The following is a 16741-nucleotide window of genomic DNA, read 5'->3' as shown; positions in this document are numbered from 1 at the left end:
AATATAGCAGGAGGAAGAAAGATGGCAGACAGAAAAAATTGTCCTCAAAAAGTAGTAATAGCTCTTGGGGGAAATGCACTTCAAGAACCTGGATCTCCTGCAACAGCAGAAGCACAGCTTGAAGTAGTAAAAAAGACAAGTGAGTATATTGCCGAAATATGCTGCAGAGATTATGAGATAGCTTTGGTCCATGGAAATGGACCGCAAGTAGGCAGAATAGTATTAGCATCAGAAGCAGCGGCAGATGTAACACCTGTAATGCCCTTTGATGTTTGTGGATCAATGAGTCAGGGATATATAGGATATCACTTGCAGCAAGGATTAAAACATGCCTTGAACATGAGAAATAGAAATATACCGATAGTATCCATAGTAACACAGGTAATTGTGGAAAAAGAAGATCCTGCCTTTAATCAGCCAACAAAACCAATAGGACCATTCTATAGTGAAGAAGAAGCAAAAAAAATAGCAGAAGAAAAAGGATATGTTGTAAAAGAAGATGCAGGAAGAGGGTGGAGAAGAGTAGTAGCTTCACCAATGCCAAGAAAAATAGTAGAGCTTGATTCAATAAAAAGATTATGGGATTCAACAATAATGATAACCGTAGGAGGAGGAGGAATACCCGTAATAGAAAGAGAAGATGGCATATTAGAAGGAATCGCAGCAGTAATCGATAAAGATTTAGCAGCAGAAAAACTTTCAGAAGATGTTGATGCAGATATATTGATGATATTGACTGAAGTTGAAAAAATAGCCATAAACTTTAATAAGCCAAATCAGGAAAACCTTGATAAAATGACATTAGCACAAGCAGCGCAATATATAGAAGAAGGTCATTTCGCACCTGGAAGCATGCTTCCAAAAGTGCAGGCTGCAATGAAATTTGTAAGAGCAAATCCAACTAAAAAAGCTATAATTACCTCTTTATATAAAGCAGTGGATGCGCTTGATGGAAATGCAGGGACAGTTATTACTTTTGCATAAATTCTAAAAATAAAATAAAAGATATTAAAATTACCCGCTAGCTCTAATCGGCTAGCGGGTTTTGTTAAAATGATTTTGTATAATTATAGTATTTAAAACAGTATAATTATAAATAGTTTAACTATATTTCAAAAAATAAAAATACCCTGCAATTTATTATTTGCAAGGTAAATAGATAAAAGGTTTTAATATAAGAATGTTATAGATAAAATATATTATTTCATTTGAAATAGTTTCTTATAAATTCCTTTAGGGTCACTGATTAATAATATAATAGTCCATGCTAGTAAACCACATATAGTAACCGTAATTCCTAGCAATGTTGCATCTAATGATGTATCGAAGAATTCTCCTCCTTCAGTTAGGAATGCTATTACATGATCAACTAACCACATAAGTGTTGCACCCCAAAAAATTAAAGTCAATGTACCAAGTTTATATTTATTGTCCGGTGCATTAACATACCATATGATTGTTGTAATTACAGCTGCTAATGCAGTAATTATTAAATACATTTTATACCCTCCTTAAATTTTAGTACTTAAAGTAGCAGAAAAGGCTTTATATTTTTGATCAATAATTAATACCATAATATACCATACTACTGTTACTAATATAGCCATTGTTGTACCAAACGTCGCCATTTCATGTAACATAGGTCCTACATCGGCGGGATTATTCATTGCCGTCAGGAATGGCGGCCAAGGAACAACTTCTCCATGCCATACATGCTCAATTGCCAGAAGAAGTACACCACCCCATAATAATCTGGTAAGCCAGCTTAATTTACGGCTCCAGCTTATTTCTGACTTTGAATTTAAGATGGAATTTGATTGAGAGTCCGAATGATATACTGCATCTTCTTTCTTTTCTTTCAAAGCAGCATTTCTTTCTTTTTTCTCAATAGTTTTTTTTACTGCGGTTACTACGATGGCTTCTGCCATCGGTACAAGGAAACATGCCATTTTTTTTACCTCCTATAAATTTAAAGTTTGACAAAGGCTTAGTTATAGTTATACATCATGTTTGTTAAGGAATGAATTTCTATTAAAATAAAAAAACCTAAAAAGAAATGCTCTCAAGCATTGCCTTTTAGGTTCATCCCAAGTTTATGATTGTTTTTTTATGTATAATTTTCTTAAAGCCTTCTTGACTTTTATATCGTAATGACTTTATCATAATAAATTAGATTAGTCAATATTTTATTGTTAAAAATTTGTTAATATATTTATAAAAATGTAGAATCTTGTATTATGTAGCCAATCAAGGAATTAAATCTGTTTAAAAGTTAAAAGAATGTATGATTCTATTTTATTAATAAAATTAAGTTGAGAGGTAAAAATTATGAATATTAGTCAAATAAGAGAATGTTGGGTTGAACATGCCGATAAAAATAATGATGCGAGTATTCAAATGTGGGATAGTGCTTCTAAGGATTATAGAGAAAAAGCAAATTTAATTTGGAAGACAGATAATTTTTTGAAATTATTAAGTTGTTTTGTTAATTTTTCAAATATTAAAAGCGTTCTGGACATTGGTTGTGGGGTAGGATTATATACAATTGCTTTAGCTGAAAAAGTTAATAAATCTATTGGCATAGATTTTTCTCCAAACATGATTAGATATGCAAATGAAAGAGCTAAAAAAGGAAATATAAAAAATGTTCAATTTATATGCAAGGATTGGTGTAAGCTAGATATAAGAAAAGAAAAATTTGAAAAAGATTTTGATCTTGTTATTGCATATATGTCTCCAGCAATATGCAGCGCTGAGACATTTGAAAAGCTTATTGCATGTTCAAAAAAGTATTGTTATTTTGTTAAACCGACTATTAGAAAAGATTGTATTTTCCACGAAGTGGAAAAGTTAGTAGGTTTGGAAAAAGGTTGTAATGGCTCTGATGAAACTATATCTTTTGCTTTTGATATGGCTTTGCAGTTAGGTTATAAACCAAATTTAACTTATAGAGATGAAATATGGAAATTTGAAAAGACATTAGAAGAAGCCTATGCTTGGTATATTGGAAGAGTTAAAACTTATAAAAATTTGACAGATATAGAGGAGAAAAAGTTACGGGAATATCTTAATTCAATATCAAATAATGGCAAAGTAAAAGAAACAATAAAAACTACGATAGTTTCAATGTATTGGGAAGTATAATTAGTCTTAGAAGTAAGTAATAAGAAACTAAGAAAATTTTTCCAATTTATATTGACATTTTGAAATAAAAATACTATATTATTGATAATTAATAAACGTTATTAATAAATGTTTTTTATTACAGTTGGAAATGTTAACGAATTCCTTATATGTGGGCACCTAAGGAATTTTGAATTAGTGGTGCAACCGACCAACAATTAAGTATTTAATTGTTGGTTTTTTTATTGTATAGCAAATATTGAATTTTGATATCATTTTAATTAATAATTGGAAGATAATTATTATAAGGAGGATAGAAGTATGAAATTATCATTGTGTTCGATATATTGTAGAACAGGTCAAATAAATAGATTTTATAATTGAAATATTAAAAAGAATATGCATGTTTATATTTACAGAGAACTAATACAGGAAAATATAATATTGATTTTATAATTTGAAAAAGTGTGTGAAGTAATATAAGGAGTATTTTTATGAAAAGAAAAAAATTAGGCATTAAACAAAATTTATTAATATCAATATCACTTTTATTGTCTATTTCACTTATTGTAATTGCAGTAACAGGATATAGTTTTTTTAAAAAGGAATTATTACAGCATAGTGAGTCAGAGGTTAAAGAAACAATTACTAAATATGGAGAGCAATTAGATTCCTGGCTTCTTTATCAAGGTACATTTGCTCAAAATCACTCACAGGCATTTTCTCATTTGGAAAATTTAAATGTGGGACATGAGCAAAATATTACATATCTGAAAAAGATTTTATCTGCCAATTCAGATTTAATGGATTGCTATACAGGATATGAAAATAAAGAAATGTATGTTGCTGAAAATCCTGTTTCACAAGATTATGATTGCACAACACGTGACTGGTATAAGGAAGCAAAAGAACAAAAAAGTACTATATATACACAACCTTATATAGATGTATCCACAGGTAAAATGGTAATTACTGTTGCTGCACCTATTATGAAAGATGACGAATTTGTTGGAGTTTTTGGTTTAGACATAGACGTTAATGAGCTTACAACTGTAGCATCAGGTATTAAGATCTATAACAATGGGTATCCTGTTTTGTTAGATGATAAAAATAATATTATTTTACATAAGGATAGTGAACTTATACCTTATATAGATAATTCAGGTAATGAACATAAAACGAATATTTCTGAAATTAAAGGTGACTATGAAAAAATCCTTGATTCATTACAAGTTGATACAGTAACTTTTAAAGAAGGTCAAGACATAGATGGAAACAATGTTATATTTGATTTTATAAAACTGGAAACTACTCCATGGAGCTTAGGTTATATTATCCCTGATTCGGATTATTATAAAGCACTTAACAATATAAGAGTTTTATATTTTGTATTGGTTTTAATATTTTTAATAATTGGAAATGCTATTATGTGGAATTTACTAAATAAAAATTTAAAACCATTGAGAAAGATTTCTGCCTTAGCAGGTGAAATGGCAAAAGGTAATTTGAATGTAGATTTTACACATAATACAAATGATGAAATTGGTAAACTATGTGAGGCTTTAAGTTTATCAAGTACAAGTATAAGTGGGTATGTAAATGAGATTTCTGATATAATGGAAAAATTATCAAACGGAGATTTCAGAGTAAGCATAACTAAAGAATACATAGGAGATTTTAATAACATAAAGAAATCAATAAATATATTTGTAGATAAATTTTCCAATACTTTTTCTCAGATAAACAGAGCATCAGAGGAAGTTTCAAATGGTTCAGAGCAAGTATCCTTAGGGGCAAATGCATTGAGCCAGGGAGCTATAGAGCAGGCTAATTCTATTGAGGAATTGTCAGCTACAATTAATGATCTTTCAGAGCAAGTTCATAAAAATGCAGAAAATGCAAAAGATGTGGATGTTCAAGTTAAAAATCAAGGAGTACGCGTAGGTAAATGTAATGAACAGATGGAAGAATTGTCACAAGCTATTTCCGAAATCAGTAAAAAATCTGATGAAATTGGTAAAATCATAAAAACTATTGATGATATCGCATTTCAAACTAATATTCTCGCTTTAAATGCTGCTGTGGAAGCTGCTCATGCAGGAGAAGCTGGTAAGGGATTTTCTGTAGTGGCAGATGAAGTGGGCAATCTTGCCAATAAATCAGCTGAAGCAGCAAAGAATACTACAGTGTTGATTTCAGAAACGATTAACATGGTAAGCAATGGTTCGAAATTAGCGGGTGAAACGTCCCAAACTATGATTGAGGTAGTAAGCGGAGCTAAGCATGTAGTTGAACTTATAAAGGATATTGCCGATGCTTCTGAAGTTCAAGCTTTAGAAATTTCACAAGTAAATAAGGGTGTTAATGAGGTATCCGCTGTAGTTCAGACTAATTCAGCTACAGCCGAAGAGAGTGCAGCTACATCAGAGGAATTAAGAGGACAAGCTAAATTGCTTAAAGAATTAGTGTCTAAAGTTAAATTCAATGGTAATAATGAAAACTACAGTGATGCTGATATAAACTAATCAGGAAAGATAAATATAAATTATAAATATATTTCTGATTTATATTTAATATTATTAAATATGAGTATAGAAAACAAAAATAAAACTTGAATAAGAGGCTTTTACAGCCTCTTATTCAGAATCAAAGAAAATTTTTTCTATTGTGTAAAAATCCCTTTGCCATATTTAGGGAAGATAAAAATATATAAATACATTTAACCTTGTTTTTTTCTTTATTCGTTTATATAATGATGATGAAAATCGTATAAAAGTAAGAGGATAAAATATTGGGAGGGATTTTAGATGATTAAAAAAATGTTTGCAGTAATATTGATGTTATGTGTTGTTAATGGCAGTTATGTGATAAGCTTTGCCGCTGAACCTATGTTAAAAATATGGGTGTACGCACCAAATTATATGTTAAACTGTTTAGATAATGTGGTGTCATATGGTGTGGCATATACAAATTCTGAGGGAAAACAGAAAACGATAAATTTTACAAAAGAATACAGAAGTAATAATTCATTGGGTAAATATGAGAATAACAAGGAATTTTTTATACCGGCAGGTCAAATTTTTAGTACTTATATAGATTATGTCTATGTGAATGTACTTACAAAAACAAGCGGTGGAGATTACGAAGATACTACATATTATTATAATAGCGATGGTACTTCAAGTTTATTTAAAGAAGGTTTTGGCTGGGATAAGAAAGAGGATAAAAATATAATGGTTTATCTGGATTCTCCATATGTTATAACTATAAAAAATGATAAAAATATAAATTCTTATTATATAAAATCCGGGGGCAAAAGCAGTGATGAATTTCTTGGAACGGGAATAGAATATTCCGGTTATGAAAATGAATGTGGTAAACAAGTTTATTTTCATAAAGATAATAGAAACATTACAGTTATAAATAAGGATTCTCATGTATATGTTCCATTGGAAAGCTTAGCAGAATTATTTAAATTGAAAATAAACTATTCTGAACAAGATGATAATACGATAGCAAATATACTAAGTGCTGATGGTAATATAAGTTTGGTGTTAAATACTAAGGATAGCTCCTATACTAAAAATGGAAATATTGAATATTTTAAAGATGAACAAAAGGCATTTATATCGGAAAAAAGTTATTATGTCCCATTAAGATTTTTAGAAGGTTTGGATATGGGTATAGAATATAGCAAATCAAAAAGTATGATTTTTATAAAACCAAGAACCTATAAAATATAAATTAATTAAAAAAGTAAAATTAAAAACAGATTATTCAAATTCGACAAAATATAAATTATTTTGTCGAATTATATTAAATAATGAATATAATTCTCTAAACATTTAATGATATAATTTATATTAAATTTTAATTAGAGAAATATAATTAAGGAGCTAAAATTTGAAAAAGGGTAATAAAACTATTGGTGATATATTAAAATTAAGTAAAAGTCCCAAATTGATTTTTTTGATAGCATTTTTAGGATTTACAATAATAAGTTTTATTTATATACGTTATACATGAATTACAAGTATTAATATAGCTTCAAAGCAAGCGTTAACATCAGCAAGGATAATAGAAGCTTCATTAAATGATGAAAGTCTCAGTAAGTTAACTGCCACTAAAGATGATATAGGTACTAAAGCATACTTAAGTATAAAAAAAAGACTTATGGATTTAGTTAATTTTGAGGAAGGCGTTCGTTTTGTTTACATTTATACAAAGAGGGATGGAAAACTTTATTTTATTGCTGATTCTGAACCAAATTACTCTAAAGATTATTCTCCTCCGGGTCAAGAATATTTAGAACATAATGAAATAGATGCAGAACCATTTAAGGATGGAAAAACTATTATTACTAAACCTGTAACTGATTATTGGGGAACTTGGGTCAGAATTCTTGTCCCCATGAAAGAATCAAGTACGGGGGAAATTATTGCAGTGTTAGGAATGGATTATCCGGCTAAATTATGGTCAAACAATGCTTTTAACAATACAATACATGCAATTATATCAGTGATTGCATTATTTTTAGTTTTGATTGCGTTTTACATAATTTTCAGTAAAAATATAATTTTAAAAAAAGTTAATGGAATAATAACCGTATCGGAAGAAAAATTTTCTAAAGCTTTTCATTCTAATGCTGCTTTAATGGCAATTTCAACCGTTACTGACGAATTATTTCTTGATGTAAATGAAATGTTTTTAGAAACATTAGGCTATAAAAAAGAGGAAGTAATTGGGAAAAAAATTACTGATTTAAATATTTTTATAGATGATAGGCAAAGAGAAAAAATAAGAAATATATTTGAGAACAGTAAAGTAATCAGAAATGCAGAGGTGTTTGTCAATTCTAAAGATGGATCTATACATAGTTGTTTTTTTTCAATAGATAAAATAGTCATTGGTGAAATACCGTGTTGGATTACAATGATGATAGATAATACAGAACATAAAAAAGCAGAAGAAAAAATCTTTTTTTTAAGTTATCATGATCAATTGACAGGTCTTTATAACCGTAGATTTTATGCAGAAGAATTGAAAAAACTTGATAATAAAGAAAATTTACCTTTGACTGTAGTAATGGGTGATGTCAATGGCTTGAAACTAATTAATGATTCCTTTGGTCATGAGAAAGGCGATTTACTATTAAAGAAAGTGGCTGAAGTATTAATAAAAGGATGTAGGAAGGAGGATATAATCGCTAGAATTGGCGGAGATGAATTTGTTCTTTTATTACCAAAAACTGATTCGTGTCAAGCTGAAAAAATTGTTAATCGTATTAAGAATATAGCTTTAGACGAAAAGATAGATTCGATTGATATTTCTGTTTCATTTGGTTATGAAACTAAATATAATGAATATGAAAATATAAAAGAAATATTTAAAAATGCCGATAAATATATGTATAAGAAAAAATTAGTTGAAAGTTCAAGTATGAAAGGTAAAACAATTAATGTTATTATAAACACCCTTCATGAAAAAAATAAAAGAGAAGAAGAACATTCTCTAAGAGTTTCTGAATTATGTAAAAAAATGGGTAAAGCTCTTGAATTACCTGAATATAAAGTAATAGATCTTTCAATGGCTGGACTATTTCATGATATAGGGAAAATTGCCATAGATGAGAAAATTCTTAATAAAGAGGGAAAACTTACTCATAGTGAATTTGAAGAAATAAAAAGACATTCTGAAATAGGGTACAGAATATTAAGTTCTTCAAATGATATGTCAGACATAGCAGAATATATATTAGCACATCATGAAAAATGGAATGGAAAGGGTTATCCAAAGGGTTTAAAAGAAAAAGAAATACCATTTGAATCAAGAATATTATCTATTGTTGATACTTACGATGCGATAACCAGTGATAGAAGCTATCGGAAAGCTTTTTCAGAAGAATTTGCAATAGAAGAATTGCAAAAAAATGCAAGGATTCAATTTGATCCCGAGTTAGTTAATATCTTTATTAAAAAGGTATTATTAGATAATGATTTTATTGATTAAAACAGTTGTTGATAAAATAAATATTAAAGCAGTGCAAATACAAAGAATTTATTTTGTAATTTGCACTGTTTATTATATAGCAAATATCCCTTTGCCATATTAACAAAATTTAAATATTAAAAAATATTAATTTGAGTTTGATGGGCGTCCTTAAATTTTGATTTATAACTGTCTTTCTATGGATAGCTTTTTATTTATTTGAATTAGCATAATTAAGTAAATAATCTTTAGTAAATTACTTTTAAATGTTTTCAGAACTAATTTCAGGATTATTTGTCTCTTCATTTTTATCTGATGTTTCATCAGTTACTTTTATTTTCGATTCATTTATAGTAACTACAACATGTTCCGGATCATTCTCACAAACAATTCCTTCAGGGAATTTAATATCTGCGATGGTAACCACTGATCCCAAATCTAGATGAGATACATCTATATCAATAGTATCAGGGATGTTTTGAGGTAATCCTTTTACAGAAATAGTATCCATTTCATGTACTAAAATTAATTTCTTTGATTCAATAGATTCTTTCCCTACAATCTTAATTGCTACGTTAGATCTAATTTCTTCTGAAAGTGATACTTGTTGAAAGTCAACATGAAAATCACCATCCATTAAAGTATTTTGTATTTCTTTTATTATTACTGTAAAAGTTTCTTTACCTGATAAATCAAGCTTAAAAATAGCATGTCTTCCGTAATTGTTTATTTTTTTTCTAAGCTCACTCTTGTCAACTTTAATAGAAATAGGTTCAATTCCTTTACCATATATATTTCCTGGCAAATATCCCTCTTTCCTTAATCTTCTGTTTGCTCTGCTGTTTGTATGATCCCTTTCTTCAATATTTATTATTGCCGTTTCATTCATATTAATAGCCTCCTTAAATTTAAATTATAGAAATCCAAATAAACTTTGAATTATTCGTATTACATTAATTATTGTAAAAAAAGATGCCCATCTTAAAATATAAATAATCCTTACATATAGTGTATACCTATTGGTAAAAATTTCAAGAGATAAACAGGTTATATAAAATAAAACATAGCATTTCTTTATATTTAATTTTGTAAAGTATATATTGTTTTAAATAGTAAGATTGATATAATAGATTTATAAATAGTTGTAAAAAACTTTATTTTTATACTTAAAAGGGGACCATACTTTTATGAAGTCAAAAATTATTTCAAAATTTTGGCCATTTTTAACAGAAGATTTTAAAGCTGCTGAATTATATTTAAAAGAAATGGCAAGTGAGGGCTATGAGTTAATTGAATTAAATAATGATATTAAGGGAGCTAAATTTATAAAAAGTAATTCTTATAATAAAAAATATACGATTGAGTTATTTAATGAAAAGAATGAAGAAATAGGTAGAAATGAATTTATAAGTATATATAAGCAGAATGGATGGGAATATATTAATAACTTTAATAATGATACTGATACTATGTATATATTTAAGTCTCATAATCCTAAACCTATAGAAAAAAATATAGAGCGAGAAATAAATTGTATAAATTCAAAAATATTAGAAAATGAGATTTTTCCGCTATTAATGTTAGTAATATTATATATTACATTAGTAGGTTTTTTTAAACTTTCAATTAGTAACGATAAATTAGACAATCTAATTTTATATTATGAAATTTTAACAGTTATAGAAATCTGTATTGTATCAGTACGTTTTATTTATTTTAAAATATTATATAAAAAAATATTTAAATATCAAACTCAATTTAAAAAAAATAACATTATAAATGCAAAAATTAAAGGATTTTTATTTATGTTCTTTTTAATTCTAAATATGGCTTGGTATGTGAGCTTTATGACAGTTTTAAATTGGGAACCAAGTAATGCTAAATATATTCCATATGAAATTTTACTTTTGATTTTTAGTTTTATAGTTTTATGGCTTGGTAAAAATGTTGAGTATGACATTCATCTTAAAGATTCTGTAATATCAGGGAAAAAAGCCATAGCATCATTATTTTCAATGTATTTATTATTTGTACAAATAGCAATATTTTTAGGGGTGTTGGCATTATCAATAACAGCGGTATTTCTAGTTTTAATTAGACTATTATCTAAGAAATTATATTGGCTGGAAGATGTACATATAATTGTATTTAATATTATTATTTTATTACCTTTAGTTTTTTTTATAAAATATTTTATAATTTAATTAAATATTATTAAAAGTTTTTTTAACTTTTCTGTAAATTTTGCATGATTATTCTTTTTTTGGCAATACTATAGAATGTAAGATTTGACATTTTATTAGTGGAGGTAATTACATGCAAATTAATACACAAGATTGTTTAAAAAAAGCTTTATTGGATACTCAAGAGAGAGTAAGAGATTTTATGAATTATTCTGATAAAATTGATAATGAAGAAATGAAGCAATTTTTTCGTCAATATGCTGTAACGGAAGGCGAGCAAGCTCAGAAATTACAAAAGTATATCGAATCAATTCAACAGTAAAAATGAGAAGATGTAAAACTAATTACAAATAAAAAAACAAGTAAAAGTACCCATGAATTATGAACTGATCCTCAAAAGGTAGACATAAAAATTTAACTTTTGGGAGGTCAGTTCAATTGTTTATAATAAAAGGGTACTTTTATTTAGTTGCTTTAATATTATATATTTTTTAATCTGTTATCAAATTCACTTAAAAAATTATCGACTTCTTTTTGACTAATTAAGCTGATCATCATATAAGCTTTTAAAAAACTTTTTAATTTCATTTTTTGTATTTCTGCGGTATCTTTATTTACATTCATACAATTAGCTTCCATATTAATATAATATACAGCCAATTCTCTCATTGTATTTGTTTCGTCTTTCATTTGAACCTCCCAAGTTATCTTATGATTGTTATATAGCCACTTATTATTATAGAGAAAATTATAGATAAAAATATAATTTAACTTACTTGTTATTATTTGTTATATTAATTATTTAATGCAGATTAATAAGTTCTAGTTTTATAAAAATATGTTTATATAGACAAAATAATTTAATAAATGAGAAAAGTATCAATATTTAGCAAAAATTACTTTGGTTTAATGTCAGATTTTAAGGTATAATATGAAATATCCTTATTTATTAAAAATATAGTTGAGATTTTATTATATTCAGATTAATATAATAATAAGTATAAATAAAACTTATTAAGGTGGTACTAAATGTGTTTCAAAAAAAATACTTATAATTGATGATAGCAATTTTTTTGTAAAGTGTATAACTGATATTTTAATTGATGCAGGGTATGAAGTTATACATGCATCTAAAGGTGAAGATGGTTTACGTTTGGTAAAAGAAGAAAAGCCTGATTTAGTACTTCTTGATATAGTTATGCCCGATATGGATGGTTTTGAAGTATGTCGTATTTTGAGAGAGACGGAAAGCAATAATCTTATGCCTATAATAATTTTAACCTCTCAAGATAATCAAGAGGATAAGTTGATTGGTTTAGAATTAGGTGCTGATGATTATATCACGAAACCTTTTAACAATAGAGAATTATTAAGCAGAGTCAAAAATACATTAAGAAGAATAGATAGAAACAGAGGTGCTAATCCATTGACTGGATTACCGGGAAACTTAGAAATTCAAGCTGAAATTAACTCAAGAATAGTAAAAAAAGTGCCATTTTCAGTAATTTATGTTGATTTAGATAATTTTAAAGCTTTTAATGATGTATATGGCTTTGCAAAGGGTGATATAGCCATAAAACTGACAGCTGATATTTTATCTGATGAAATAAGATATAATGGAAATAAAGATGATTTTATTGGTCATATTGGCGGTGACGATTTTATTGTTGTTACTAATTGTGAAAAAGCTTATAAAATTTGTAAAGGTGTTATATGTCAGTTTGATAGAAGGATTAAGGAAATTTATGAAGATGAAGATGTTAAAAGAGGATACATATTTACTTTTGATAGGTTCGGGGAGTTTATAAAGTATCCTATAATGACTATATCTTTAGCTATAGTATCAAATGAAACTCAAAGATTTGAAGATCATATTCAGATAGCTGAAATTGCTGCAGAAGTTAAGAAAAAAGTGAAATCGTTTTCAGGAAGTAATTTTGCCAAGGATGATAGTAATTAAAAATTAGATAATATAATAATTACTTCCTCTATCTTTATTGTTTTTACTGTTTCTGGGTAAATTTTTATTAATTCTTTAAAGTTTGTTAAAAATAGTAATAGGTACAATATTTAAGGTGGTTAAGGATTTTTTTCCTAATTTTACATTTTTATATTTAATACTGTCTATAAAATTATTTATTAAACTGATTAGTATATTGCAGTTATTTTGAGTATACTTATTATAATTAACAATATAATTATTTTTGTTTATAAATTGTTTTTATTATTCTTTAAAAATTCTTTATCATATCTCCAATAGTTATGAATTGGAAATCTTTTTCCTTTAGCAAAGGAATAAAAATATCTGAAGCAGCTGCTGTACTTTCTCCATGATTGTGTAAAAGAATAATATCATCATTAGATACTTTTTTTATAATATTATCTACAATTTTATTGGATGGGGGCAGTTTCCAATCTTTTGGATCTATAGACCATTGAATACTGTAAATATAGCCTAATGAACCAACTAATTGAAGAACATTGTTATTATAAGATCCAAAAGGGAATCTGAAAATAGGTTTCGGATTAATGCCAATAGTTTCTTTTATAATGTTTTCTGCTTTATTTATTTCCTTTATAATTTCATTTTCACTTAATTTCGTAAAATCAGGATGACTATAAGAATGATTCCCTATTTCATGTTTTTCTTCTGCAATTCTTTTAGCTAGAAAAGGGTAACTCTCTATCCATTCTCCGCTTAAGAAAAAGGTAGCCTTTATATCATGCTTTTTCAGCACATCTAGTATATATGATGTTGAACCTTCAGATTCTCCACCGCAATCATAAGTTATAGTTAATTTTTTAGACATTGTGTTACCTTTTGCTATTAATAAAGATAAGTTATTATTATTTGAATTTTTTAATATCATTTAGAACACCGCTCCCTTTATAAGTTTTTATATAAATTATTCACAAATATAAAAGATTGATACTTTTTATACATGAGGAACATAAAAATGATTTAAGCATATTTTGAGTAATATGATTGATTGAGATTTTTTTATTGATTAATATATTGATATTTTAATTATAAATAAAATATACAATACAAAATATTATATAAAAATTAGCTGAGGTGTAATAAATAATATGAGAATACTATTTTTAGAAAATCATCCCATGTGGATCTATGGACTTCCTAATGGATTTATAGAAGCTGGACATGAGGTTAAAGTATCAGGGGAATTAACTGAAGAAAAATTAAAAAATTTAATATCTGAATTTAAGCCTGATTTAATATTCACATTAGGATGGACTGATGAGCACACCTATAAAAAGAAAACTTTAATTAGGTATTATGTTGAAAAATTTAAGATACCACATATTTATTGGGCAACAGAGGATCCTACTCATTTTGAGTCATTTACAAAACGTTTTGTGAATGATGCATGCCCGAATTTTGTATTTACAATTTGTTCTTCAATGGTTGAGACTTATAAAAAAATGGGTATAAATTCAGCTTATTTGGATTTTGGATATGAACCAAGTATTCATAAAAAATCAAAAGAAGATTATAAATATAAAGCTTCAATAGGTGTAGTTGCTAATGCATATCCAAGGATTCTAAAAAAAAATCCAAAACATTATCGAATTCAATCGTTAAATACGTTGCTACGATCAATTATTAGAAATGATATTAGAATTGATTTTTGGGGCAGAGACTGGGATAGAATGCAAACATTTTTTGATTATAATATACCAAATGAATGGATACATGGATATATAGACTATATATATGCAAATAAAGTTTACAGCAATACGGATATAGTAATTGGTTTGCAAAACAGTAATACTCAGCTTACTCAACGTACCTATGAAATTTTAGGGTCAGAAGGCTTTTTGATTACTTCTGATACAATGGGAATTAGAAAATTATTTACACCGGCAAAAGATTTAGTTGTATCATCATCTCCCGAAGAAACACTGGAATTAGTTGAATATTATAAAAATCACGAAGAAGAGCGAGAAAAAATAAAAAGAGAGGGTAATTTGACAGTTCAAAAAAATCATACTTATAAGCATCGGGCTATATATATTATTAACGTATTAAAAAATGAAAATATTATATAGGGGGATGAAATGGATAAGAAAGTTCATGTAATGGCAATTGGTGCGCATGCAGGAGATATGGAATTAACATGTGGTGGTGTTTTAACTAAATATGCAATGGAAGGGCATAGAGTTACAATTGTTCATATGACACCTGGAGAGAAAGGATATTCTAAGTTAAATGCTAAAGAATATAAGGAACAAAAAATAGAAGAGTCAAATTTATTTGCAAGTAAGATAGGAGCAGAATCTTTAATTCTTCCATATAAGGATGGAGAATTAGTAGCTGATGATAATACAAAATTTTCTGTGTGTGACATAATAAGAAAATATAAACCAGATATTATCATAACACATTGGAAAAATAGTATTCATAAAGATCATAAAGCAGTATATAAAATTGTACAAGATGCTTATTTTTATGCTGCAATAAAATCTTTTGAAAGAGATCTACCAGCACATGGAATAAAAGGCTTATATTATGCTGAGAATTGGGAAGATGCTTATGACTTTAAACCTTATATTTATTTAGATATATCAGGTGCGTATGAAAAATGGTTAGATGCATTAAAATGTTATGAATTTATTAGATTAGGCAAGGAATTTAATTATTTAGATTATTATAAAGCATTAGCCATTGTCAGAGGAGCAGAATGTAGGAAAAAAAGTGCAGAAACTTTTGCAGTAGATGCTCTTAATATAAAACAAACATTAGACTATTTTTAATAATATTACAAAATATAATTGATGATCATTTAGCCCAAGTACCGGTAAAATAATGTATGGTGTGTGTATTTTCCGTTAAAACTATTTCTTTTGTTTTCCATATTTTGGGACAGAAGTAATCATTAGGGAAAATATATACATCATTTTTTAATATTTGAAATTCATTATTTCTTCTTAAGCCAAATTCATTTTCTGATATTTGAGTCATAAAACGTACATTAGCTTTAAGATCCATAGAGCCGTCATTATTATAAAAGCCTCTATCTTTATAATAATCTAAAAAACGTTTAACCCATGGATGTTTGGAAATAGAGCCCATTATACCTGTAGGAATAAAACTTGGGTTTTCAAATCCCGAAAAAGCAGGATATTTAAGGAATTCATCAAGGTTTTTTAATACTTCAACATCGGTATCCATATATAAGCCTCCATAATTATAAAGAGCGTAAAGACGAACATAATCACTTACAAAGGCATATTTTTTACATTTATATGCCTCACGGGTGAATTGATGTGATTCAACATCAAATGAATTTTCATTCCATAATACTTTTTTATATTCGGGTAAATAAATATCCCAACTTTTTATACAATTTTGTATAAGCTCCGGCATTGGATTACCTCCAAACCAGCAATAATTTATTGTTTTTGGTATTAAGTCCATAAGAATT

Annotated in this window: 16 protein-coding genes and 1 riboswitch; of the genes, 10 read left to right on the top strand and 6 right to left on the bottom strand. The window is 27.4% G+C overall.

Annotation, left to right across the window (positions count from 1 at the left end):
* Positions 1-21: 21 nt before the first annotated feature.
* On the top strand, positions 22-984 hold the full coding sequence (arcC, locus tag K292_RS0103425; protein ID WP_027398659.1) for a carbamate kinase: 963 nt from the start codon (positions 22-24) through the stop codon (positions 982-984).
* A 215-nt stretch (positions 985-1199) separates the two neighbouring features.
* On the opposite strand, the gene K292_RS0103420 is transcribed toward arcC, so the two are convergent.
* Together K292_RS0103420 and K292_RS0103415 are read right to left on the bottom strand one after the other, a co-directional pair.
* A complete protein-coding gene (locus K292_RS0103420) occupies positions 1200-1499 on the bottom strand; it encodes a hypothetical protein (RefSeq protein ID WP_027398658.1) in 300 nt (99 codons plus the stop codon).
* Between the two features lie 12 nt (positions 1500-1511).
* Positions 1512-1949, bottom strand: coding sequence for a hypothetical protein (locus K292_RS0103415; protein WP_027398657.1), 438 nt, complete (start codon positions 1947-1949; stop codon positions 1512-1514).
* A 379-nt stretch (positions 1950-2328) separates the two neighbouring features.
* On the opposite strand from K292_RS0103415, the gene K292_RS0103410 reads away from it, so the two are divergent.
* From K292_RS0103410 to K292_RS17675, 4 genes are all read left to right on the top strand, one after another.
* Complete coding sequence (locus tag K292_RS0103410; protein WP_027398656.1) at positions 2329-3144, top strand: class I SAM-dependent methyltransferase; 816 nt, start codon at positions 2329-2331, stop codon at positions 3142-3144.
* A 117-nt stretch (positions 3145-3261) separates the two neighbouring features.
* Positions 3262-3345, top strand: a riboswitch (cyclic di-GMP riboswitch).
* Between the two features lie 272 nt (positions 3346-3617).
* On the top strand, positions 3618-5648 hold the full coding sequence (locus tag K292_RS15825) for a methyl-accepting chemotaxis protein (protein ID WP_051280245.1): 2031 nt from the start codon (positions 3618-3620) through the stop codon (positions 5646-5648).
* A gap of 282 nt (positions 5649-5930) precedes the next feature.
* Positions 5931-6866 (top strand): stalk domain-containing protein, encoded by a 936-nt coding sequence (locus K292_RS0103400; protein WP_027398655.1) that lies wholly within the window; start codon positions 5931-5933, stop codon positions 6864-6866.
* A gap of 430 nt (positions 6867-7296) precedes the next feature.
* Complete coding sequence (locus K292_RS17675; protein ID WP_051280243.1) at positions 7297-9132, top strand: HD domain-containing phosphohydrolase; 1836 nt, start codon at positions 7297-7299, stop codon at positions 9130-9132.
* A gap of 241 nt (positions 9133-9373) precedes the next feature.
* Here K292_RS17675 and K292_RS15815 read toward each other — a convergent pair whose 3' ends face one another.
* Complete coding sequence (locus K292_RS15815) at positions 9374-10000, bottom strand: 50S ribosomal protein L25 (RefSeq protein WP_051280240.1); 627 nt, start codon at positions 9998-10000, stop codon at positions 9374-9376.
* 298 nt (positions 10001-10298) lie between these two features.
* On the opposite strand from K292_RS15815, the gene K292_RS0103375 reads away from it, so the two are divergent.
* Both K292_RS0103375 and K292_RS0103370 read left to right on the top strand, forming a co-directional pair.
* Complete coding sequence (locus tag K292_RS0103375; RefSeq protein ID WP_027398654.1) at positions 10299-11315, top strand: DUF2812 domain-containing protein; 1017 nt, start codon at positions 10299-10301, stop codon at positions 11313-11315.
* A 112-nt stretch (positions 11316-11427) separates the two neighbouring features.
* Positions 11428-11616 carry a hypothetical protein gene (locus K292_RS0103370; RefSeq protein WP_027398653.1) on the top strand — a complete coding sequence of 63 codons (189 nt, stop codon included), beginning with the start codon at positions 11428-11430 and terminating at the stop codon, positions 11614-11616.
* A gap of 158 nt (positions 11617-11774) precedes the next feature.
* Here the strand turns inward: K292_RS0103370 and K292_RS0103365 are convergent, their stop codons facing one another.
* Complete coding sequence (locus tag K292_RS0103365; protein WP_027398652.1) at positions 11775-11984, bottom strand: hypothetical protein; 210 nt, start codon at positions 11982-11984, stop codon at positions 11775-11777.
* Positions 11985-12339: 355 nt separating this feature from the next.
* On the opposite strand from K292_RS0103365, the gene K292_RS0103360 reads away from it, so the two are divergent.
* Positions 12340-13254, top strand: coding sequence for a GGDEF domain-containing response regulator (locus K292_RS0103360; protein WP_027398651.1), 915 nt, complete (start codon positions 12340-12342; stop codon positions 13252-13254).
* Between the two features lie 271 nt (positions 13255-13525).
* On the opposite strand, the gene K292_RS15810 is transcribed toward K292_RS0103360, so the two are convergent.
* A complete protein-coding gene (locus tag K292_RS15810; RefSeq protein WP_051280238.1) occupies positions 13526-14164 on the bottom strand; it encodes a polysaccharide deacetylase family protein in 639 nt (212 codons plus the stop codon).
* Between the two features lie 220 nt (positions 14165-14384).
* On the opposite strand from K292_RS15810, the gene K292_RS0103350 reads away from it, so the two are divergent.
* Both K292_RS0103350 and K292_RS0103345 read left to right on the top strand, forming a co-directional pair.
* Positions 14385-15365, top strand: coding sequence for a CgeB family protein (locus K292_RS0103350; protein WP_027398650.1), 981 nt, complete (start codon positions 14385-14387; stop codon positions 15363-15365).
* Between the two features lie 9 nt (positions 15366-15374).
* Positions 15375-16070 (top strand): PIG-L deacetylase family protein, encoded by a 696-nt coding sequence (locus K292_RS0103345; protein WP_027398649.1) that lies wholly within the window; start codon positions 15375-15377, stop codon positions 16068-16070.
* Positions 16071-16095: 25 nt separating this feature from the next.
* Here K292_RS0103345 and K292_RS15805 read toward each other — a convergent pair whose 3' ends face one another.
* Entirely contained in the window at positions 16096-16734 is a 639-nt protein-coding gene (locus K292_RS15805) for a glycosyltransferase family 32 protein (RefSeq protein WP_037372378.1), read from the bottom strand.
* Positions 16735-16741 lie beyond the last annotated feature (7 nt).

Source organism: Anaerovorax odorimutans DSM 5092 (assembly GCF_000426305.1).
In the GTDB taxonomy this organism is placed as follows: domain Bacteria; phylum Bacillota; class Clostridia; order Peptostreptococcales; family Anaerovoracaceae; genus Anaerovorax; species Anaerovorax odorimutans.
Note: the sequence above shows the minus strand (reverse complement) of the source record. Positions and strands in the feature narration are given on the sequence as shown.